The organism is Streptomyces sp. NBC_00510, assembly GCA_036013505.1.
Lineage (GTDB): Bacteria > Actinomycetota > Actinomycetes > Streptomycetales > Streptomycetaceae > Actinacidiphila.
Genome location: CP107851.1, coordinates 5,468,692 through 5,484,242 on the forward strand (window position 1 = coordinate 5,468,692; position 15,551 = coordinate 5,484,242).

The following is a 15,551-nucleotide window of genomic DNA, read 5'->3' on the forward strand; positions in this document are numbered from 1 at the left end:
GGTTTTAGGGGTTTCACTTCACCAACTGGAGTCCGTTCCGGGGCAAAACCCGACCTTTCGGAGGCATGGAGCCTTGGCTGACGAGCACCTGAGCCCGCTGGACCTCGCCTTCTGGAACCTGGACTCGCCGGGCCACCCCATGCACCTGGGCGCCGTGGCCGTCTTCGACCGCGACCCGGAGCACCCGGTCGACGCCGACGGACTCGCCGCGCTGCTCACCGCCCGGGCCGAGGCCGTACCGCGGATGCGGCAGCGCGTGAAGGACGTCTGGTACGGCGTCGGCGGCGCCGCCTGGGCGGCCGACGAGCACTTCGACGCCCGGCACCACGTCCACGCCGTCCGGCGGGCCGACGCCCGGGCCGCCGTCGCCGAACTGATGTCCCGGCCCATGGACCGCGACCGGCCGCCGTGGGAGGTCTACGTCATCGAGGGCGCCCCCGACGCGCCCTTCAGCGTCCTGGTCAAGCTGCACCACGCCCTCGCCGACGGCCTGCGCGCCGTGGAGTTCGGCGCCGCCCTGCTCGACCAGGGGGCCCGCACCACGGCGGCCGCCCCCGCCCCGGAGCCTCCCGCCCCGGCGGCTCCGGCGCCGCGGTCCGGCGCCGAGGCGGCCGTGCCGGCCCAGGTCCGGGGGCTCGGCATCCACCTGCCCGCGCTGCCGCTGCCCGATCCGCGGCAGGTCGTCGCCTCCCTGCCGGACCGGGTGCGCGAGGCCGGGCGCGCCCTGGGCATCGGCTCGGCCGTGCTGCGCGCCTCCCTCGACCCCGGCGGGCCCGCCGCGCTGGGCGCGGCCTGGACGCCCGGCGGCGCGGAGCGCCGCTTCGCCACCGCCTCCCTCGACGTCGACGACCTGCACCGGGTCCGCAAGACCAGCGGCGGGACCGTCAACGACGTCGTCATGGCCGTCGTCGCCGGCGCGCTGCGGCGCTGGATGCAGGCCCGCGGCGACGACCCGGCGGGTCCGGGCCCGCGCGCCCTGATCCCGGTGGCGCGGCGCCGCCGCAGAGGCGTGCGCGGCGGCCGGGGCAACCGCATCTCCGGCTACCTGCTGCGGCTGCCGGTCGGCGAGCCCGACCCGCTCGCCCGGCTGCGCGACGTCCGCGCGGGCATGGACCGCAACAAGGACGCCGGACCCGACTCGGGGCCCGGTGCCGTCGCGCTGCTGGCCGACAGCGTGCCGCCGCTCGCGCACCGCTTCGCCGCGCCGCTGCTCGCCGCCTCGGCGCGACTGCTGTTCGACGTGCTGATCACCAACGTGCCGATGCTCGACGTGCCGCTCACCCTGGACGGCTGCCGCATGACGGAGCTCTACCCGATCGCCCCGCTCGCCCGCGGGCAGTCGCTGGCGGTCGCCGTCTCCACGTACCGCCGCCGGGTCCACATCGGGCTGCTCGCGGACGCGGAGTCCCTGCCGGACGCCGACACGCTCGCCAGGGCTCTGCACGGCGCGCTGGCCGAACTGCTCGACGCCTGCGGGTGACGCCTCCGGACAAGCGTGAGGGCGGCCCGCCCCGGCAGGGAGCGCGCCGCCCTCATGGCCGCGGGAGCGTACGGGGTCAGTGACCGCCGTGCTCCTTCAGGCGCTTGTAGGACGCCTCGATCTCGGCCTCGGCCTCGGCGCGGCCCACCCAGTTGGCGCCCTCGACGGACTTGCCGGGCTCCAGGTCCTTGTAGACCTCGAAGAAGTGCTGGATCTCCAGGCGGTCGAACTCGGAGACGTGGTGAATGTCACGCAGGTGCTCGACCCGCGGGTCCGAGGCGGGCACGCACAGGAGCTTGTCGTCGCCGCCGGCCTCGTCCGTCATGCGGAACATGCCGATCGCGCGGCAGCGCACGAGGACGCCGGGGAAGGTCGGCTCGTCGAGCAGGACCAGGGCGTCCAGCGGGTCGCCGTCCTCGCCCAGGGTGTTCTCCACGAAGCCGTAGTCGGCCGGGTAGACCGTCGAGGTGAACAGGTGCCGGTCCAGGCGGATACGACCGGTCTCGTGGTCCACCTCGTACTTGTTGCGGGAACCCTTCGGGATCTCGATCGTTACGTCGAACTCGAGCACAGCCTGTCCTCCATGATCAGCACATACTTCTGGTGATTAAGTGTCTCCCACGCTTGTGTGTGGTCGCGAAAGGGGCTGGTCCGGGGTGCCCGTCTCGAAGAACTGGCAGGTGGTGGCAGGTTCGGCTGTCGCAGGACTTGCCGTGGCGCTGACGGCTGTGGCCGCAGCAGGACCGTGGGAGTCAGGCCAGCGTACGGCCGAACGGGCGATCGCCGCCTCCCGGGACGGTCAGGGGAAGCAGGCGCGTCCCCACAAGAAGGCCGGTGGGGGCGGCCACAAGGGGGCGGTCGCCCCGGTGCCGCCCGCCCCCGAGGTGCTCACCGCCGTGTCCGGGCCGCAGGGCGCGCCGCTGCCGACCAAGGCCGGACTGACGGGCCGGCTCGGCCCGTTGCTGCACGACCCCGCGCTCGGCGCGTTGACGACGGGCGCCGTCGTCGACGCCGTGTCGGGCCGGACCGTGTGGGGGCAGGGCCCCGCCACGGCCGCCGTCCCCGCCTCCACCACGAAGGTCGCCACGGCCGTCGCGGCCCTGTCGCTGCTCGGGGCCGACCACCGGCTCACCACCTCCGTGGTCGCCGCGGGCAAGGACCGCGTCGTCCTGGTCGGCGGCGGCGACCCCACCCTGACCGCCCGCGCGAAGCCCGGGGGCGGATGGACGGCGGCCTCCCTGCGCACCCTCGCCTCCGACACCGCCCGCGCGCTGCGCGCCAAGGGCGTCCGCTCGGTGAAGCTCACGTACGACACCTCGCTCTTCACCGGCCCCGCCGTCCACCCCATCGGGCACAACGACAACATCGCGCCCGTCACCGCCCTGATGGCCGACGAGGGCCGCACCGACGGCAAGAGCTTCAAGGGCCCGGCCGTCCGCGGGTGGGACCCGGCGGCGGACGCGGCGGCGGCCTTCGCGGACCTGCTGCGCAAGCGCGGCATCGAGATCGACGGCGCGGTAAAGGCCGGCAAGGCGCCCACGCGCACGCACGCGGCCGACCGGCTGGCGGAGGCGCGGTCCGCACCCCTGGCCGACCTGGTCGAGCGCATGCTCACCAACAGCGACAACGACATCGCCGAGGCCCTCGCCCGGCACACGGCCCTCGCCGCGGACCGCCCGGGGTCCTTCTCCGGAGGCGCCAAGGCCATCGGCTCCGCACTCCGCGAACTCGGGCTCCCGCTCAAGGGGGCCCGCTTCGTGGACGGCAGCGGGCTCAACCGCGCCGGCCACCTCACGGCGGAGCAGCTGGCGCGGATGCTGGCGCTGGCGGCCGACTCCGACCACCCCGAGCTCCGCCCCGTCCTCACCGGGCTGCCGGTGGCGGGCTTCACCGGGTCCCTGCGGGAACGCTTCACCTCCGCGGGCGGGGGCGCGGGGCTCGTCCGCGCGAAGACGGGCACGCTCACCGGGGTCAACGCGCTCGGCGGGACGGTCGTCGACGCGGACGGCCGCCTGCTCACGTTCGCCTTCCTGACCAACGGCACGACCAACCCCACGGCCGCGCAGTCCGCCCTCGACCGCCTCGCCGCCGGCCTCGCCACGTGCGGCTGCCGCACATAGGGGGTTGTGGGAAGTCGTTCCGCAAGGCATGGGGGTCCCCCCGGCCGAAGGCTGGGGGAGGGTTGGCACACCCCAGCGGCGCCGCACCTGTGCGGTGCCGCGGGTTGCGCCGGCGTCTGCACGCCGGTGGGTGCGGTGCGCCCACCCGTCCCGCCCAGCGGGACGACGACTGCCCGACACCGCCCCCGCGAGGAACGCTCCCGGGGAGGGGGACAAGCACGTACCGTGAAGGAATGACGAGCATCGGTGGTGCGGAGATGGTCGACTGGAACCTCGCGGTCGCGACCGCGACCCGCTTCGTGCGGCCCGGACCGGACGTGAGCCGGGACGAGGCGCGCGCGGTCGTGGCGGAACTGCGGCGGCACGCAAAGGAGTCGGAGGCGCACGTCCGGGCCTTCACCAGGATGTTCGGCGATCAGGAGGACCCGGCCGACACCGGGACCCCGGTGCTGATCGTGGACCGCCCGGGGTGGATCAGGGCCAACGTCGCCGGCTTCCGCGAAGTGCTCAAGCCGCTGCTGGACAAGATGCAGGCGCGCAAGCCGGGAGGTCCCGGCGGCGCCGTGCTGGGCACCGTCGGCGGGAAGGTGACCGGCGTCGAGGTCGGGATGCTGCTGAGCTTCCTGGCCTCCCGCGTGCTGGGCCAGTACGAGACCTTCGCCCCCGCGACCCGTGACATGCCGGCCGGCCCCGCCGCGCCCGGTCCGGGCGAGCCGCGCACCGGGCGGCTGCTGCTGGTGGCCCCCAACATCGTCCACGTGGAGCGCGAACTCGACGTGGACCCGCACGACTTCCGGCTGTGGGTGTGCCTGCACGAGGAGACCCACCGCACCCAGTTCACGGCCGTGCCCTGGCTGCGGGACCACATCGAGCAGGAGGTCCAGGCCTTCCTCGGCGAGACCGAGATCGACCCGTCGACGCTGATCGAGCGGCTCCGCGAGGCGTTCCAGGCCTTCTCCTCCGGCAACCGGCCCGACGCGGACGAGGCGTCGGTCGACGCGGACGGCGACGAGGGCCGCAGCCTGATCGACCTGGTGCAGACCCCGAACCAGCGGGAGATCCTGGGGCGGCTGACCGCGGTCATGTCGCTGCTGGAGGGGCACGCCGACTACGTGATGGACGGGGTGGGCCCGGACGTCGTGCCGTCCGTGGCGGAGATCCGGGAGAAGTTCCAGCGCCGCAGGCAGAGCGGTGCCGGGCGGATGGACATGGCGCTGCGCAAGCTGCTGGGGCTGGACGCCAAGCTGCGCCAGTACCGTGACGGCGAGCGTTTCGTGCGGGCCGTGGTGGACGGGGCCGGGATGGACGGCTTCAACCGGATCTGGACCTCGCCCAACACCCTGCCCACCAAGCAGGAGATCGCCAAACCCGCGGACTGGGTGGCACGGGTGCACGGGCGGAGCGAAACCTGAGTCGACCCGGGGCACAACAGGCCCCGGGGCCTCCCGGTTCACCCGTCCGAGGGACCGTGGGCGCAGGGTAAGCGTGCGATGCTCGAGTATTGCCCGCTGTCTGTCACCATCTAGCTACCCTGCGTCATCTTCACCGTCCCGACGCCTCCCCCAGCCTCTCCAGGAGGGAAACCGGACATGGGTCCCCACCCCGCGGTCGCGGCGATACGCCTGGCGGTCCGCCGCGTACTCCAGGACGTCCTGACCGACCACCCCGGCGGCAGCCCGCTCGTGCTCGCCGCCTGCAGCGGCGGAGCCGATTCGATGGCCCTCGCCACCGCCCTCGCCTTCGAGGCGCCCAAGCTCGGCATCCGGGCCGGCGGCGTCACCGTCGACCACGGCCTGCAGGACGGCTCGGCGGCCCGCGCCGTCGACGTGGCCGACCGGCTGCGCGGTCTCGGACTCGACCCGGTGGACGCCGTCGCGGTCACCGTGGGCCGCCAGGGCGGCCCGGAGGCCGCCGCCCGCGACGCCCGGTACGCGGCCCTCGACGCCGCCGCGGAACGCGCCGGCGCCTCCGCCGTGCTGCTCGGGCACACCCGGGACGACCAGGCCGAAACGGTGCTGCTGGGGCTGGCCCGCGGCTCCGGCATCCGGTCGCTGTCCGGCATGCCCGCCGTGAACGGCCGTTACCGCCGTCCCTTCCTGCTGCTGGACCGTGACACGGTCCGCAAGGCCTGCCTCGCGCAGGGCATCGACGTGTGGGAGGACCCGCACAACCAGGACCCCGCCTACACCCGCTCCCGGGTCCGCCACGAGGCGCTGCCGGTGCTGGAGAAGTCCCTGGGCAAGGGTGTCGTGGAGGCGCTGGCCCGCACCGCCCAGCTCTCCCGGGACGACGCCGACGCCCTCGACCAGTGGGCGGCCCAGGCCGAGCGGACCGCCGTCGACGCCGACGGCGGGCTGGACGTCGCCCGGCTGCTGACCCTCCCCGCCGCCGTGCGCCGCCGGGTGCTGCGCCGCGCGGCCGTCGCGGCGGGCTCTCCCGCCGGTTCGCTCTTCGCCCGGCACGTCGAGGAGACCGACCGCCTGCTCACCGCGTGGCGCGGTCAGAAGCCGCTCAACCTCCCGGGCGGCGTCGTCGTCGGCCGGCGGAATGGCAGACTGTTCTTCCAGGCCCTGTAGACCGAGCCGGAAGTTGTGCGGGTGAACGAGAACGACATGGGCACCGACCTCGAGAAGGTGCTCATCTCCAAGCAAGAGATCGACGCCAAGCTGGCGGAGCTGGCTGCGCAGATCGACAAGGACTACGAGGGCAAGGACCTCCTGATCGTCGGCGTCCTCAAGGGCGCCGTCATGGTGATGGCGGACCTCGCGCGATCCCTGTCCTCCCAGGTCACCATGGACTGGATGGCGGTGTCCTCGTACGGCGCCGGGACCAAGTCCTCGGGTGTCGTGCGGATCCTCAAGGACCTGGACACCGACATCGCCGGCCGGGACGTCCTGATCGTCGAGGACATCATCGACTCCGGACTGACCCTGTCCTGGCTGATCAGCAACCTCGGCTCGCGCCGTCCGGCCTCGCTCGAGGTCTGCACGCTGCTGCGCAAGCCGGACGCCGCCAAGGTCGAGATCGATGTGAAGTACGTCGGCTTCGACATCCCCAACGAGTTCGTGGTCGGATACGGCCTCGACTTCGCGGAGAAGTACCGGAACCTGCCGTTCATCGGCACCCTTGCGCCGCACGTGTACGGCGGCTGAGGCTCCGGGAACCCCGACGCCCTCCTCCGCGTTGGAGGGGGGTAACGCTGTTTGTTTATGGTCTCCGGCGACTTCGGGTGACAATGCTGGGGTACCGTCCGAAGGTCGGTTCATACACCGGATGCACCGGCGGCCCCCAGGCCGCGGTGCCTCACTGTGGCAGGAGGGACGGGGCGATATCGCCCCGCATGGATGGACGTGAAGCGCTATTTCCGTGGGCCAGTCATGTGGATCGTGCTGGCTGTCCTCGCCGTGGTCGTATTGATGCAGGTCGTCGGTTCTTCCGGTGGCTACAAGACGGTGGACACCGGCCAGGCCATTGAGGCGATCAACAGCAACCAGGCCAAGTCCGCCGAGCTGACCACCGGCGACGAGAACACGATCAAGGTCGAGCTCAAGGACGGCGCCAAGGTAGGCGACAAGGACCTGGGCTCCAAGATCAAGGCGAGCTACATCGGCGACCAGGGCGTCGACGTGGCCAAGATCCTGCAGGCGAAGGTCGACGACGGCGACAAGAGCACGCTGCCCGACGGCTACACCGTCGCGCCCTCGAAGCAGAACGCCTTCGTCGGCATCCTGCTCTCGCTGCTGCCCTTCGTCCTCATCGTCGTGGTCTTCCTGTTCCTGATGAACCAGATGCAGGGCGGCGGCTCCCGGGTGATGAACTTCGGGAAGTCCAAGGCCAAGCTGATCACCAAGGACACCCCGAAGACCACCTTCGCCGACGTGGCGGGCTCGGACGAGGCCGTCGAGGAACTCCAGGAGATCAAGGAGTTCCTGCAGGAGCCGGCGAAGTTCCAGGCCGTGGGCGCCAAGATCCCCAAGGGTGTGCTGCTCTACGGCCCGCCCGGAACCGGCAAGACCCTGCTCGCGCGCGCCGTCGCCGGCGAGGCGGGGGTCCCGTTCTACTCGATCTCCGGTTCCGACTTCGTCGAGATGTTCGTGGGTGTCGGCGCCTCGCGTGTCCGCGACCTGTTCGAGCAGGCCAAGGCGAACGCCCCGGCCATCGTCTTCGTCGACGAGATCGACGCCGTCGGCCGGCACCGCGGCGCGGGCCTCGGCGGCGGTCACGACGAGCGCGAGCAGACGCTGAACCAGCTGCTGGTCGAGATGGACGGCTTCGACGTCAAGGGCGGCGTCATCCTGATCGCCGCCACCAACCGCCCGGACATCCTGGACCCGGCGCTGCTGCGCCCGGGCCGTTTCGACCGGCAGATCGCCGTCGACCGCCCGGACCTGCAGGGCCGCCTGGAGATCCTCCGGGTCCACCAGAAGGGCAAGCCGGTCGCCCCGGACGTCGACCTCAAGGCCGTCGCCCGCCGGACCCCCGGCTTCACCGGCGCGGACCTCGCCAACGTGCTCAACGAGGCGGCGCTGCTCACCGCGCGCAGCGACAAGAAGCTGGTCGACAACGCGATGCTGGACGAGGCCATCGACCGTGTCGTGGCCGGCCCGCAGAAGCGCACCCGGATCATGTCCGAGAAAGAGAAGAAGATCACCGCGTACCACGAGGGCGGTCACGCCCTGGTCGCGGCGGCTTCTCCCAACAGCGACCCGGTCCACAAGATCACGATCTTGTCCCGCGGCCGTGCCCTCGGCTACACGATGGTCCTGCCGGACGAGGACAAGTACTCCACCACCCGCAACGAGATGCTCGACCGGCTCGCCATGACCATGGGCGGCCGCGCGGCGGAGGAGCTCGTCTTCCACGACCCCACCACGGGTGCCGCGGACGACATCGAGAAGGCCACCACCACGGCCCGCGCGATGGTCACCCAGTACGGCATGACCGAGCGGCTCGGCGCGATCAAGTTCGGGTCGAGCGACGGGGAGCCCTTCCTCGGCCGTGAGATGTCCCACCAGCGCGACTACTCGGAAGAGGTCGCCGGGCTGGTCGACGAAGAGGTCAAGAAGCTCATCGAGACCGCGCACAACGAGGCGTGGGAGATCCTGGTCGAGAACCGCGACGTCCTCGACAACCTCGTTCTGGCGCTCCTGGAGAAGGAGACGCTGAACAAGGAGGAGATCGCCGAGATCTTCAAGTCGATCGTCAAGCGTCCGGCGCGTCCGGCCTGGACGGGTTCCTCGCGGCGCACGCCGTCGACCCGCCCGCCGGTGCTCTCGCCCAAGGAGCTCGCCCTGACCAACGGCACCCAGCCGACGGCCAACGGCAGCACCACGGCGTCCTCCCTGAGCAAGTCCGCCGAGACGGTGGAGCTTCCGGAGGAGCCCAACCCGGAGTCCTGACGTCCGCGACGTGGCCTTGGTCACGGACATCGGAATGCGTGCCGCGCCCCCCAGGTTTCCTATCCTGGGGGCGCGGCGTTTCCGCGGTTCCCGCGGTCCACGCATTTCGGTACGTCTGAGGAACGAGGCACACATGACCGACCCGGTGACCCTGGAGGGCGATCTGCGCCCCATCGGCGAGTTCGACGAGAAGCGTGCCGAGAACGCCGTCCGTGAGCTGCTGATCGCCGTCGGGGAGGACCCCGACCGCGAGGGACTGCGGGAGACCCCCGGCCGGGTCGCGCGGGCGTACCGGGAGATCTTCGCCGGGCTCTACCAGGAGCCGGAGGACGTCCTGACGACCACCTTCGACCTCGGGCACGACGAGATGGTCCTGGTCAAGGACATCGAGGTGCTGTCGAGCTGCGAGCACCACCTGGTGCCGTTCGTGGGCGTCGCCCACGTCGGCTACATCCCCTCCGTGGACGGCAAGATCACCGGTCTGTCGAAGCTGGCCCGCCTGGTCGACGTCTTCGCCCGCCGCCCGCAGGTGCAGGAGAGGCTCACCACGCAGATCGCGGACTCGCTCATGCGGATACTCGAACCGCGCGGTGTGATCGTGGTCATCGAGTGCGAGCACATGTGCATGACGATGCGCGGGGTTCGCAAGCCCGGCGCGAAGACCATCACCTCGGCGGTGCGGGGCCAGTTGCGCGACCCCGCGACCCGCGCGGAGGCGATGAGCCTGATCATGGCCCAGTGACCTGAGGGGCCGCGGGCCCCGGCCCGCGGCCCGGTCGGCGTTCCGGTCCCCGGTCCCCGGTCTCCGTTCCCCGTTCCGCGCTTCCCGCCCGGCGACGGAACCCGCCCGCCGGAGTTCACGTCCTACAGGGCGCAAATCTCCGACGAGAGTGGGGCGTGCGGTGGTGAACCGCATCGCCGGGGCGTGGTGGCTGATGTCTGTCGTGGCAGAGGAAGATCTGGCTGTCCGGGTTCCCCGGGACAGGGTGCGACGGCTCCCACGGCTGATGCCGGGGTCGGCGGCGCCCCGCGTGGTGGGGAGGGCGTGCGCGCTGGTGGGGCTGCTGGACCTCGCGGCGGCGGTGTTCCCCGGGTTCCGGCACAGCCGGATGCACGTGCTCGCCGGGGTCTTCCCGGGGACGGTCACCTCGGTGGCCGCGGCGGCGGGGGTGGTCACCGGCATCCTGATGCTGATGCTGGCGCACGCCCTCAAGCGCGGGAAGAAGCGCGCCTGGCGGGCGGCCGTGCTGCTGCTGCCGGCGGGCGCGGTGGCGCAGGTGCTGCACCGGCACTCGCTGGGCGGGGCCGTGCTGTCGGCGGTGCTGCTGGCCCTGCTGATCGGGTACCGGGCGGAGTTCTCGGCGCTCGGCGACCCCCGTACCCGGCTGAAGGCGGTCGCGGCCTTCGCGGGGCTGAGCGCGCTCAGCCTGGTGGTGGGACTGGTCATCGTCAGCGCCCACCCGGCGGCGGAGATGGGCGACCCGTCCTGGACGGACCGGCTGGCCGAGGTGGTCTGCGGGCTCTTCGGCTTCGACGGGCCGGTCTCCTACGCCACCGGCCAGGCCACCGACGTCGTCGCGTACTCGCTGGGCGGGCTGGGGTTCCTCATCGCCGCCACCACCGCGTACCTGGCGCTGCGCCCGGCCCACCCGGTCGCCGAACTGACGGCCGGGGACGAGGAGCGGCTGCGGACGCTGCTGCGACGGCACGGGGCCCGCGACTCCCTGGGGCACTTCGCGCTGCGCAGGGACAAGAGCGTGGTCTTCTCGCCGAGCGGCAAGGCCGCGGTCTGCTACCGCGTGGTGTCGGGGGTGATGCTCGCCAGCGGCGACCCGATCGGCGACGTGGAGGCCTGGCCGGGGGCGATACAGCGGTTCATGGCCGAGGCCCGGGCGCACGCCTGGATCCCCGCGGTCATGGGCTGCAGCGAGACCGGCGGGGAGGTGTGGACCCGGGAGACCGGTCTGGACGCCCTGGAGCTGGGTGACGAGGCCGTGGTGGAGACCTCCTGCTTCTCCTTGTCGGGGCGGGCGATGCGCAACGTGCGGCAGATGGTCAAGCGCACCGAGCGCGCGGGGTACGTGTGCCGGGTCCGGCGCGTGGCGGAACTGGGCGAGGAGGAACGCGACGCGGTCCGCCGCGCCGCGGACGCCTGGCGCGGCACGGACACCGAGCGGGGCTTCTCCATGGCGCTGGGCCGCTTCGGCGACCCGGCGGACGAGGAGTGCGTGGTGGTGACGGCGCACGACGCGCAGGACGCGCTGAGGGCGGTGCTGCACTTCGTGCCCTGGGGCGAGGACGGCATGTCGCTGGACCTGATGCGGCGCGACCGGTCCGCCGACCCGGGGCTGAACGAACTGCTGATCGTGGCCGCGCTGAGCGAGGCGCCGCGACTGGGCGTGCGGCGGGTCTCGCTGAACTTCGCGATGTTCCGGTCGGCGCTGGCCCGTGGGGAGCGGCTCGGCGCGGGGCCGGTGCTGCGGACCTGGCGGGGTCTGCTGGTCTTCCTGTCCCGGTGGTTCCAGATCGAGTCGCTGTACCGGTTCAACGCCAAGTTCCAGCCGGAGTGGCTGCCGCGCTTCCTGGTCTTCCGGGCCACCGGGGACCTGCCCCGGATCGGCCTGGCCGCCATGCGGGCCGAGGGATTCGTCACCCTGGCGCTCCCCGCGTGGGCCTCCCGGCGCCTGCGGTGAGCCGCCCGCTCTAGGCTGACCCCATGGGTACGATGCGCGGCCACGTGGCCGGATTGCCGTCCTGGGACCGGTGCGCGGTCATGGGTGTGGTCAACGTCACGCCGGACTCGTTCTCCGACGGCGGCGACTGGTTCGACACGGACCTGGCGGTGAAGCACGGCCTGGACCTCGTCGCGGCCGGTGCCGACCTGGTGGACGTCGGCGGTGAGTCGACCCGTCCGGGCGCGGCGCGGGTGGACGAGGCGGAGGAACTGCGCAGGGTGGTCCCGGTCGTCCGCGAGCTGGCCAGGGCCGGGGTCGTGGTGAGCGTCGACACGATGCGGGCCACGGTCGCGGAGAAGGCGGTCGAGGCGGGCGCGGCGCTGGTCAACGACGTCAGCGGCGGACTGGCGGACCCGGCGATGATCCCGGTCGTCGCGGCGACGGGCAGCCCGTTCATCGTGATGCACTGGCGCGGCCAGAGCATCGACATGAACAACCGGGCGGTCTACCGGGACGTCGTCGGCGAGGTCACCACCGAGCTGCGGCGCAGCTTCGAGCGCGCGGTGGCGGGCGGCATCGCCCCGGAGCGGATCGTCCTCGACCCGGGGCTGGGCTTCGCGAAGAACGCCGAGCACGACCTGACCCTGATCGCCCACGTCGAGGACCTGCTGGCCCTGGGCCGCCCCCTGCTGATCGCGGCCTCCCGCAAGCGGTTCCTCGGCCGCGTACTGGCCGGCGAGGGCGGCGATCCGCCTCCGGCCAGGGAACGCGACGCCGCCACGGCCGCCGTCACCGCCATCGTGGCGGGCCGCGGCGCCTGGGCGGTCCGGGTGCACGAGGTGCACGACAGCGCCGACGCCGTACGGGTCGCACGGGCGCTGGAAGGGGCTCGGTGAGCTACGTGTCCGACCAGGTGCCGAAGGGTGCCGGGACAGGGGAACGAGGGAGCTTGGTGAGCGACGCACGCGAGCAGACGACGAGGGTGCCCGCCGCGGGACGCGGGGCGGGCGGGGCGACGGACGGGGGGACACGATGACGCCGCGTACCGCCGAGGCCGCACGGGTCGAGGAGGCGAACCAGGCGTTCTACGACGCCGTGGAGCGGTCCGACCTGGACGCGCTGGAGGAGCTGGTGCTGACCGGCCCGCTGGCGGAGACGGTGTCCGTGGTGCACCCGGGCTGGCCGGTGCTGCGCGGGCGACGCGAGGTGATGCGCTCGTACGCCCTGATCATGGCGAACACCGAGTACATCCAGTTCTTCCTGACCGACGTGGAGGTGGCGGTCGACGGCGACACGGCCCTCGTCACCTGCACCGAGAACATCCTCACCGGCGGCCCCGCCGAGGAGGAGGGCGAGATGGGCTCCCTCGTGGGCGGCCTGGTGGTCGCCACGAATGTGTTTCGGCGCACACCGGAGGGTTGGCGGCTGTGGGTGCACCACGGTTCCCCGGTGATGGCGGACGGGGTCGACGAGGACGCCGCGGAGGACGCCGACAACGGCGGCGAGGGGTCAGCCTGAGGCCTTCTGACCACTCGTTCGAGCCAAGAAGTGGTGAAGGCCGGAGTAGGCCGCTGTGTCCCGGGGTAAGCGCGGGGCGGTCGGCCGCCTCGGTGCCCGGTACTGGGGACAGTCGGTGGTCGAAGGTACATTCGAGTAAGGGCGGAGCGGCCCTCCCCTCCCGCTGGGCGGGCGGACCGCGCCCGCCCGTCCGTCCGACGACCAGCGGGAGTGAATCGTGGATCGTGTCGCGCTGCGCGGCCTGAAGGCCCGCGGGCACCACGGCGTGTTCGAACACGAGCGCCGCGAGGGCCAGGACTTCTTCGTGGACCTCGTCCTCGGCCTGGACACCGCACCCGCCGCCGCCACGGACGACCTGACCAGGACCGTGCACTACGGCATCGTGGCCGAGGAGGTCACCGCCGTCGTCGAGGGCGAGCCCGTGGACCTGATCGAGACCTTGGCCCAGCGGATCGCCGACCAGGTCCTCAAGCACGACCTGGTCCAGGAGGTGGAGGTCACCGTGCACAAGCCACATGCCCCGATCACCGTCCCGTTCGCCGATGTGTCCGTCACCATCACCCGGAGGCGCCCGTGAGCTACGACCCCACCGTGCAGCCGGTCCCGGCCTCCGTCGTCGCGCAGGTCGACGCCGCGGACTCGACGCTGCAGAATCCGAAGTTCGCCGTCATCTCGCTGGGCAGCAACCTCGGCAACCGCCTGGAGACGCTGCAGGGCGCCGTGGACGCCCTGGAGGACACCCCGGGCGTCCGGGTCAAGAAGGTCTCGCCGGTGTACGAGACGGAGCCCTGGGGCGTCGAGCCGGGCTCGCAGCCGAACTACTTCAACGCCGTCGTCCTGGTCAGGACGACGCTGCCGCCGTCCTCGCTGCTGGAACGCGGCCGGGCGATCGAGGACGCCTTCGCCCGGACCCGCACCGAGCGCTGGGGTGCGCGCACCATCGACGTCGACATCGTGGCCTACCAGGGCGTCGTCTCCGACGACCCGGAGCTGACGCTGCCGCATCCGCGGGCGCACCAGCGGGCCTTCGTACTGGCGCCGTGGCTCGACATCGACCCCGCGGCGGAGCTGCCGGGACAGGGGCCGGTGGCCGGTCTGCTGGCGGGCGTGGGCCGGGAGAGCGTGTGGGCCCGGGGCGACGTGGAACTCAGGCTGCCGGAGTAATCGTTACGATCCCGTCGGTACGTTCGTCGATGTGATGTGGGGAGCGAGCACTCGGTGAAGGCGCTGCGCATCAGGACCCTGGTCGGACTGTTCGTGGTGGCCGGAGTGCTCTCCTGGGCCGGCGCGAAGCTCTGGGACTCGCTGGGCACCCTGCCGGGCGTGCCCGTGGCCGCGCCGATCGTGCTGGCGCTGATCGCCGCCGTGCTGGCGGCGACGGCGCTGTCGTTGCGGTCCAGGCTGCGCGCGCAGCGCGAGCGGCGTCCGGGAGCCAAGGGCGTGGACCCGCTGCTGGCCGCCCGGGCGGTGGTCTTCGGCCAGGCCAGCGCGCTGGTCGCCGCCCTGGTCGCGGGCATGTACGGCGGTGCGTGCGTCTTCCTCGTCATGTACCAGCTGGACAACGACCCCCGCCGTGACCAGGCGATCTACGCGGGCACCGCGGTGATCGCCGGCATCGCGGTCTGCGCCGCCGCGATCTTCCTGGAGCGGGTCTGCCGCCTCCCCGAGGACGAGGACGACAACCGCACCGGCGCGGTCGGCGGCCGGGCCTAGCAGCGCGCCGCGGCCGGGCCGTCTCAGTAACCGCGCCGGACGTTCTCGGCGGCGGCGTCGGCCTGCCGGCGGGAGCGCCGTCGGCGCTCGGCCGTCAGCTCGGCCAGCGCGCCGTCGAGGGCGGCCAGGACGCGGGCCTTCGCGTGGTCGGTCACGCCGGGTGCCGCGTCGGCGGCCGGGCCGCCGCGCAGGCCGAGCGCCCCGGTGAGGGCGGCGAGGACGGGCTCGTCCGCCGCCATGCGGTCGGCCGCGCGGCGCCGGGCGGGGGAGTGGCCCAGCACGGTCCGGGTGTCGCGGACCAGCCAGCTCCGGTGCCGTTCCCGTACGACCTCGCCCCCGGCCTCCAGGGCGGCCAGGTAGACGCCGGCCAGGCCGCGGCCCCTGCGCCACAGCCAGTCGCCGGGGGTCTCGTACGGCGCCCGGCGCACCAGCGCGGCGGCGGCCTCCTCCAGCAGAGGGTCGGCGATCTCCGGGTGCCCGCCCGGCACCAGGCGGTCGCCGTCCAGGGCGACGGCCCCCGCGGCGAGGAGGTCGACGGCCTCGGCCGCGGCGAGGGCGAGGGAGAGGTCGCCGGGCTCCACGGCGCGTTCGGCGGCCCGTTCCAGGGCGGTGATGATCAGGTCCCGCGGGGTGGTCATGGAACGCT

The 15,551-nt window shown here is 72.8% G+C and carries 15 protein-coding genes; 13 read left to right on the forward strand and 2 right to left on the reverse strand.

Features of this window, described 5'->3' with window-relative positions:
- The first annotated feature begins 73 nt into the window (after window positions 1-73).
- Window positions 74-1,480 carry a wax ester/triacylglycerol synthase family O-acyltransferase gene (locus OG937_24695; protein WUD74665.1) on the forward strand — a complete coding sequence of 469 codons (1,407 nt, stop codon included), beginning with the start codon at window positions 74-76 and terminating at the stop codon, window positions 1,478-1,480.
- Between the two features lie 76 nt (window positions 1,481-1,556).
- On the opposite strand, the gene OG937_24700 is transcribed toward OG937_24695, so the two are convergent.
- Window positions 1,557-2,051 carry an inorganic diphosphatase gene (locus OG937_24700; protein ID WUD74666.1) on the reverse strand — a complete coding sequence of 165 codons (495 nt, stop codon included), beginning with the start codon at window positions 2,049-2,051 and terminating at the stop codon, window positions 1,557-1,559.
- A gap of 40 nt (window positions 2,052-2,091) precedes the next feature.
- Between OG937_24700 and dacB the strand changes: the two genes are divergently transcribed.
- From dacB to OG937_24760, 12 genes are all read left to right on the forward strand, one after another.
- Entirely contained in the window at window positions 2,092-3,600 is a 1,509-nt protein-coding gene (dacB, locus tag OG937_24705) for a D-alanyl-D-alanine carboxypeptidase/D-alanyl-D-alanine-endopeptidase (protein ID WUD74667.1), read from the forward strand.
- A gap of 233 nt (window positions 3,601-3,833) precedes the next feature.
- Window positions 3,834-5,012 (forward strand): zinc-dependent metalloprotease, encoded by a 1,179-nt coding sequence (locus tag OG937_24710; protein WUD74668.1) that lies wholly within the window; start codon window positions 3,834-3,836, stop codon window positions 5,010-5,012.
- 177 nt (window positions 5,013-5,189) lie between these two features.
- The gene (tilS, locus tag OG937_24715; GenBank protein WUD74669.1) at window positions 5,190-6,176 is read left to right on the forward strand and encodes a tRNA lysidine(34) synthetase TilS; all 987 of its coding nucleotides are present in this window, start codon (window positions 5,190-5,192) and stop codon (window positions 6,174-6,176) included.
- 36 nt (window positions 6,177-6,212) lie between these two features.
- Window positions 6,213-6,752 carry a hypoxanthine phosphoribosyltransferase gene (gene hpt, locus OG937_24720; protein WUD78865.1) on the forward strand — a complete coding sequence of 180 codons (540 nt, stop codon included), beginning with the start codon at window positions 6,213-6,215 and terminating at the stop codon, window positions 6,750-6,752.
- Window positions 6,753-6,944: 192 nt separating this feature from the next.
- Window positions 6,945-8,999, forward strand: coding sequence for an ATP-dependent zinc metalloprotease FtsH (ftsH, locus tag OG937_24725; GenBank protein WUD74670.1), 2,055 nt, complete (start codon window positions 6,945-6,947; stop codon window positions 8,997-8,999).
- 133 nt (window positions 9,000-9,132) lie between these two features.
- The gene (folE, locus tag OG937_24730) at window positions 9,133-9,741 is read left to right on the forward strand and encodes a GTP cyclohydrolase I FolE (protein ID WUD74671.1); all 609 of its coding nucleotides are present in this window, start codon (window positions 9,133-9,135) and stop codon (window positions 9,739-9,741) included.
- 265 nt (window positions 9,742-10,006) lie between these two features.
- Complete coding sequence (locus tag OG937_24735; protein WUD78866.1) at window positions 10,007-11,692, forward strand: phosphatidylglycerol lysyltransferase domain-containing protein; 1,686 nt, start codon at window positions 10,007-10,009, stop codon at window positions 11,690-11,692.
- Window positions 11,693-11,715: 23 nt separating this feature from the next.
- Window positions 11,716-12,570 carry a dihydropteroate synthase gene (gene folP, locus OG937_24740; GenBank protein WUD74672.1) on the forward strand — a complete coding sequence of 285 codons (855 nt, stop codon included), beginning with the start codon at window positions 11,716-11,718 and terminating at the stop codon, window positions 12,568-12,570.
- A gap of 136 nt (window positions 12,571-12,706) precedes the next feature.
- Window positions 12,707-13,192, forward strand: a complete 486-nt coding sequence (locus tag OG937_24745; protein ID WUD74673.1) for a nuclear transport factor 2 family protein — start codon at window positions 12,707-12,709, stop codon at window positions 13,190-13,192.
- A gap of 217 nt (window positions 13,193-13,409) precedes the next feature.
- Complete coding sequence (gene folB, locus OG937_24750) at window positions 13,410-13,769, forward strand: dihydroneopterin aldolase (protein WUD74674.1); 360 nt, start codon at window positions 13,410-13,412, stop codon at window positions 13,767-13,769.
- Complete coding sequence (gene folK, locus OG937_24755) at window positions 13,766-14,356, forward strand: 2-amino-4-hydroxy-6-hydroxymethyldihydropteridine diphosphokinase (protein WUD74675.1); 591 nt, start codon at window positions 13,766-13,768, stop codon at window positions 14,354-14,356. The genes folB and folK overlap by 4 nt, the downstream gene beginning before the upstream one ends.
- Before the next feature lie 54 nt (window positions 14,357-14,410).
- Window positions 14,411-14,905, forward strand: coding sequence for a DUF3180 domain-containing protein (locus OG937_24760; GenBank protein WUD78867.1), 495 nt, complete (start codon window positions 14,411-14,413; stop codon window positions 14,903-14,905).
- Window positions 14,906-14,928: 23 nt separating this feature from the next.
- On the opposite strand, the gene OG937_24765 is transcribed toward OG937_24760, so the two are convergent.
- The gene (locus OG937_24765; protein WUD74676.1) at window positions 14,929-15,543 is read right to left on the reverse strand and encodes a GPP34 family phosphoprotein; all 615 of its coding nucleotides are present in this window, start codon (window positions 15,541-15,543) and stop codon (window positions 14,929-14,931) included.
- Window positions 15,544-15,551: the final 8 nt, after the last annotated feature.

Bases quoted from the DNA above. Each gene is read 5' to 3' on its own strand.
- OG937_24710 (WUD74668.1), top strand. From the start codon at position 3,834: ATGACGAGCATCGGTGGTGCGGAGATGGTCGACTGGAACCTCGCGGTC.
- tilS (WUD74669.1), top strand. From the start codon at position 5,190: ATGGGTCCCCACCCCGCGGTCGCGGCGATACGCCTGGCGGTCCGCCGC.
- hpt (WUD78865.1), top strand. From the start codon at position 6,213: ATGGGCACCGACCTCGAGAAGGTGCTCATCTCCAAGCAAGAGATCGAC.
- ftsH (WUD74670.1), top strand. From the start codon at position 6,945: ATGGACGTGAAGCGCTATTTCCGTGGGCCAGTCATGTGGATCGTGCTG.
- folE (WUD74671.1), top strand. From the start codon at position 9,133: ATGACCGACCCGGTGACCCTGGAGGGCGATCTGCGCCCCATCGGCGAG.
- OG937_24735 (WUD78866.1), top strand. From the start codon at position 10,007: ATGCCGGGGTCGGCGGCGCCCCGCGTGGTGGGGAGGGCGTGCGCGCTG.
- folP (WUD74672.1), top strand. From the start codon at position 11,716: ATGGGTACGATGCGCGGCCACGTGGCCGGATTGCCGTCCTGGGACCGG.
- OG937_24745 (WUD74673.1), top strand. From the start codon at position 12,707: ATGACGCCGCGTACCGCCGAGGCCGCACGGGTCGAGGAGGCGAACCAG.
- OG937_24765 (WUD74676.1), bottom strand. From the start codon at position 15,543: ATGACCACCCCGCGGGACCTGATCATCACCGCCCTGGAACGGGCCGCC.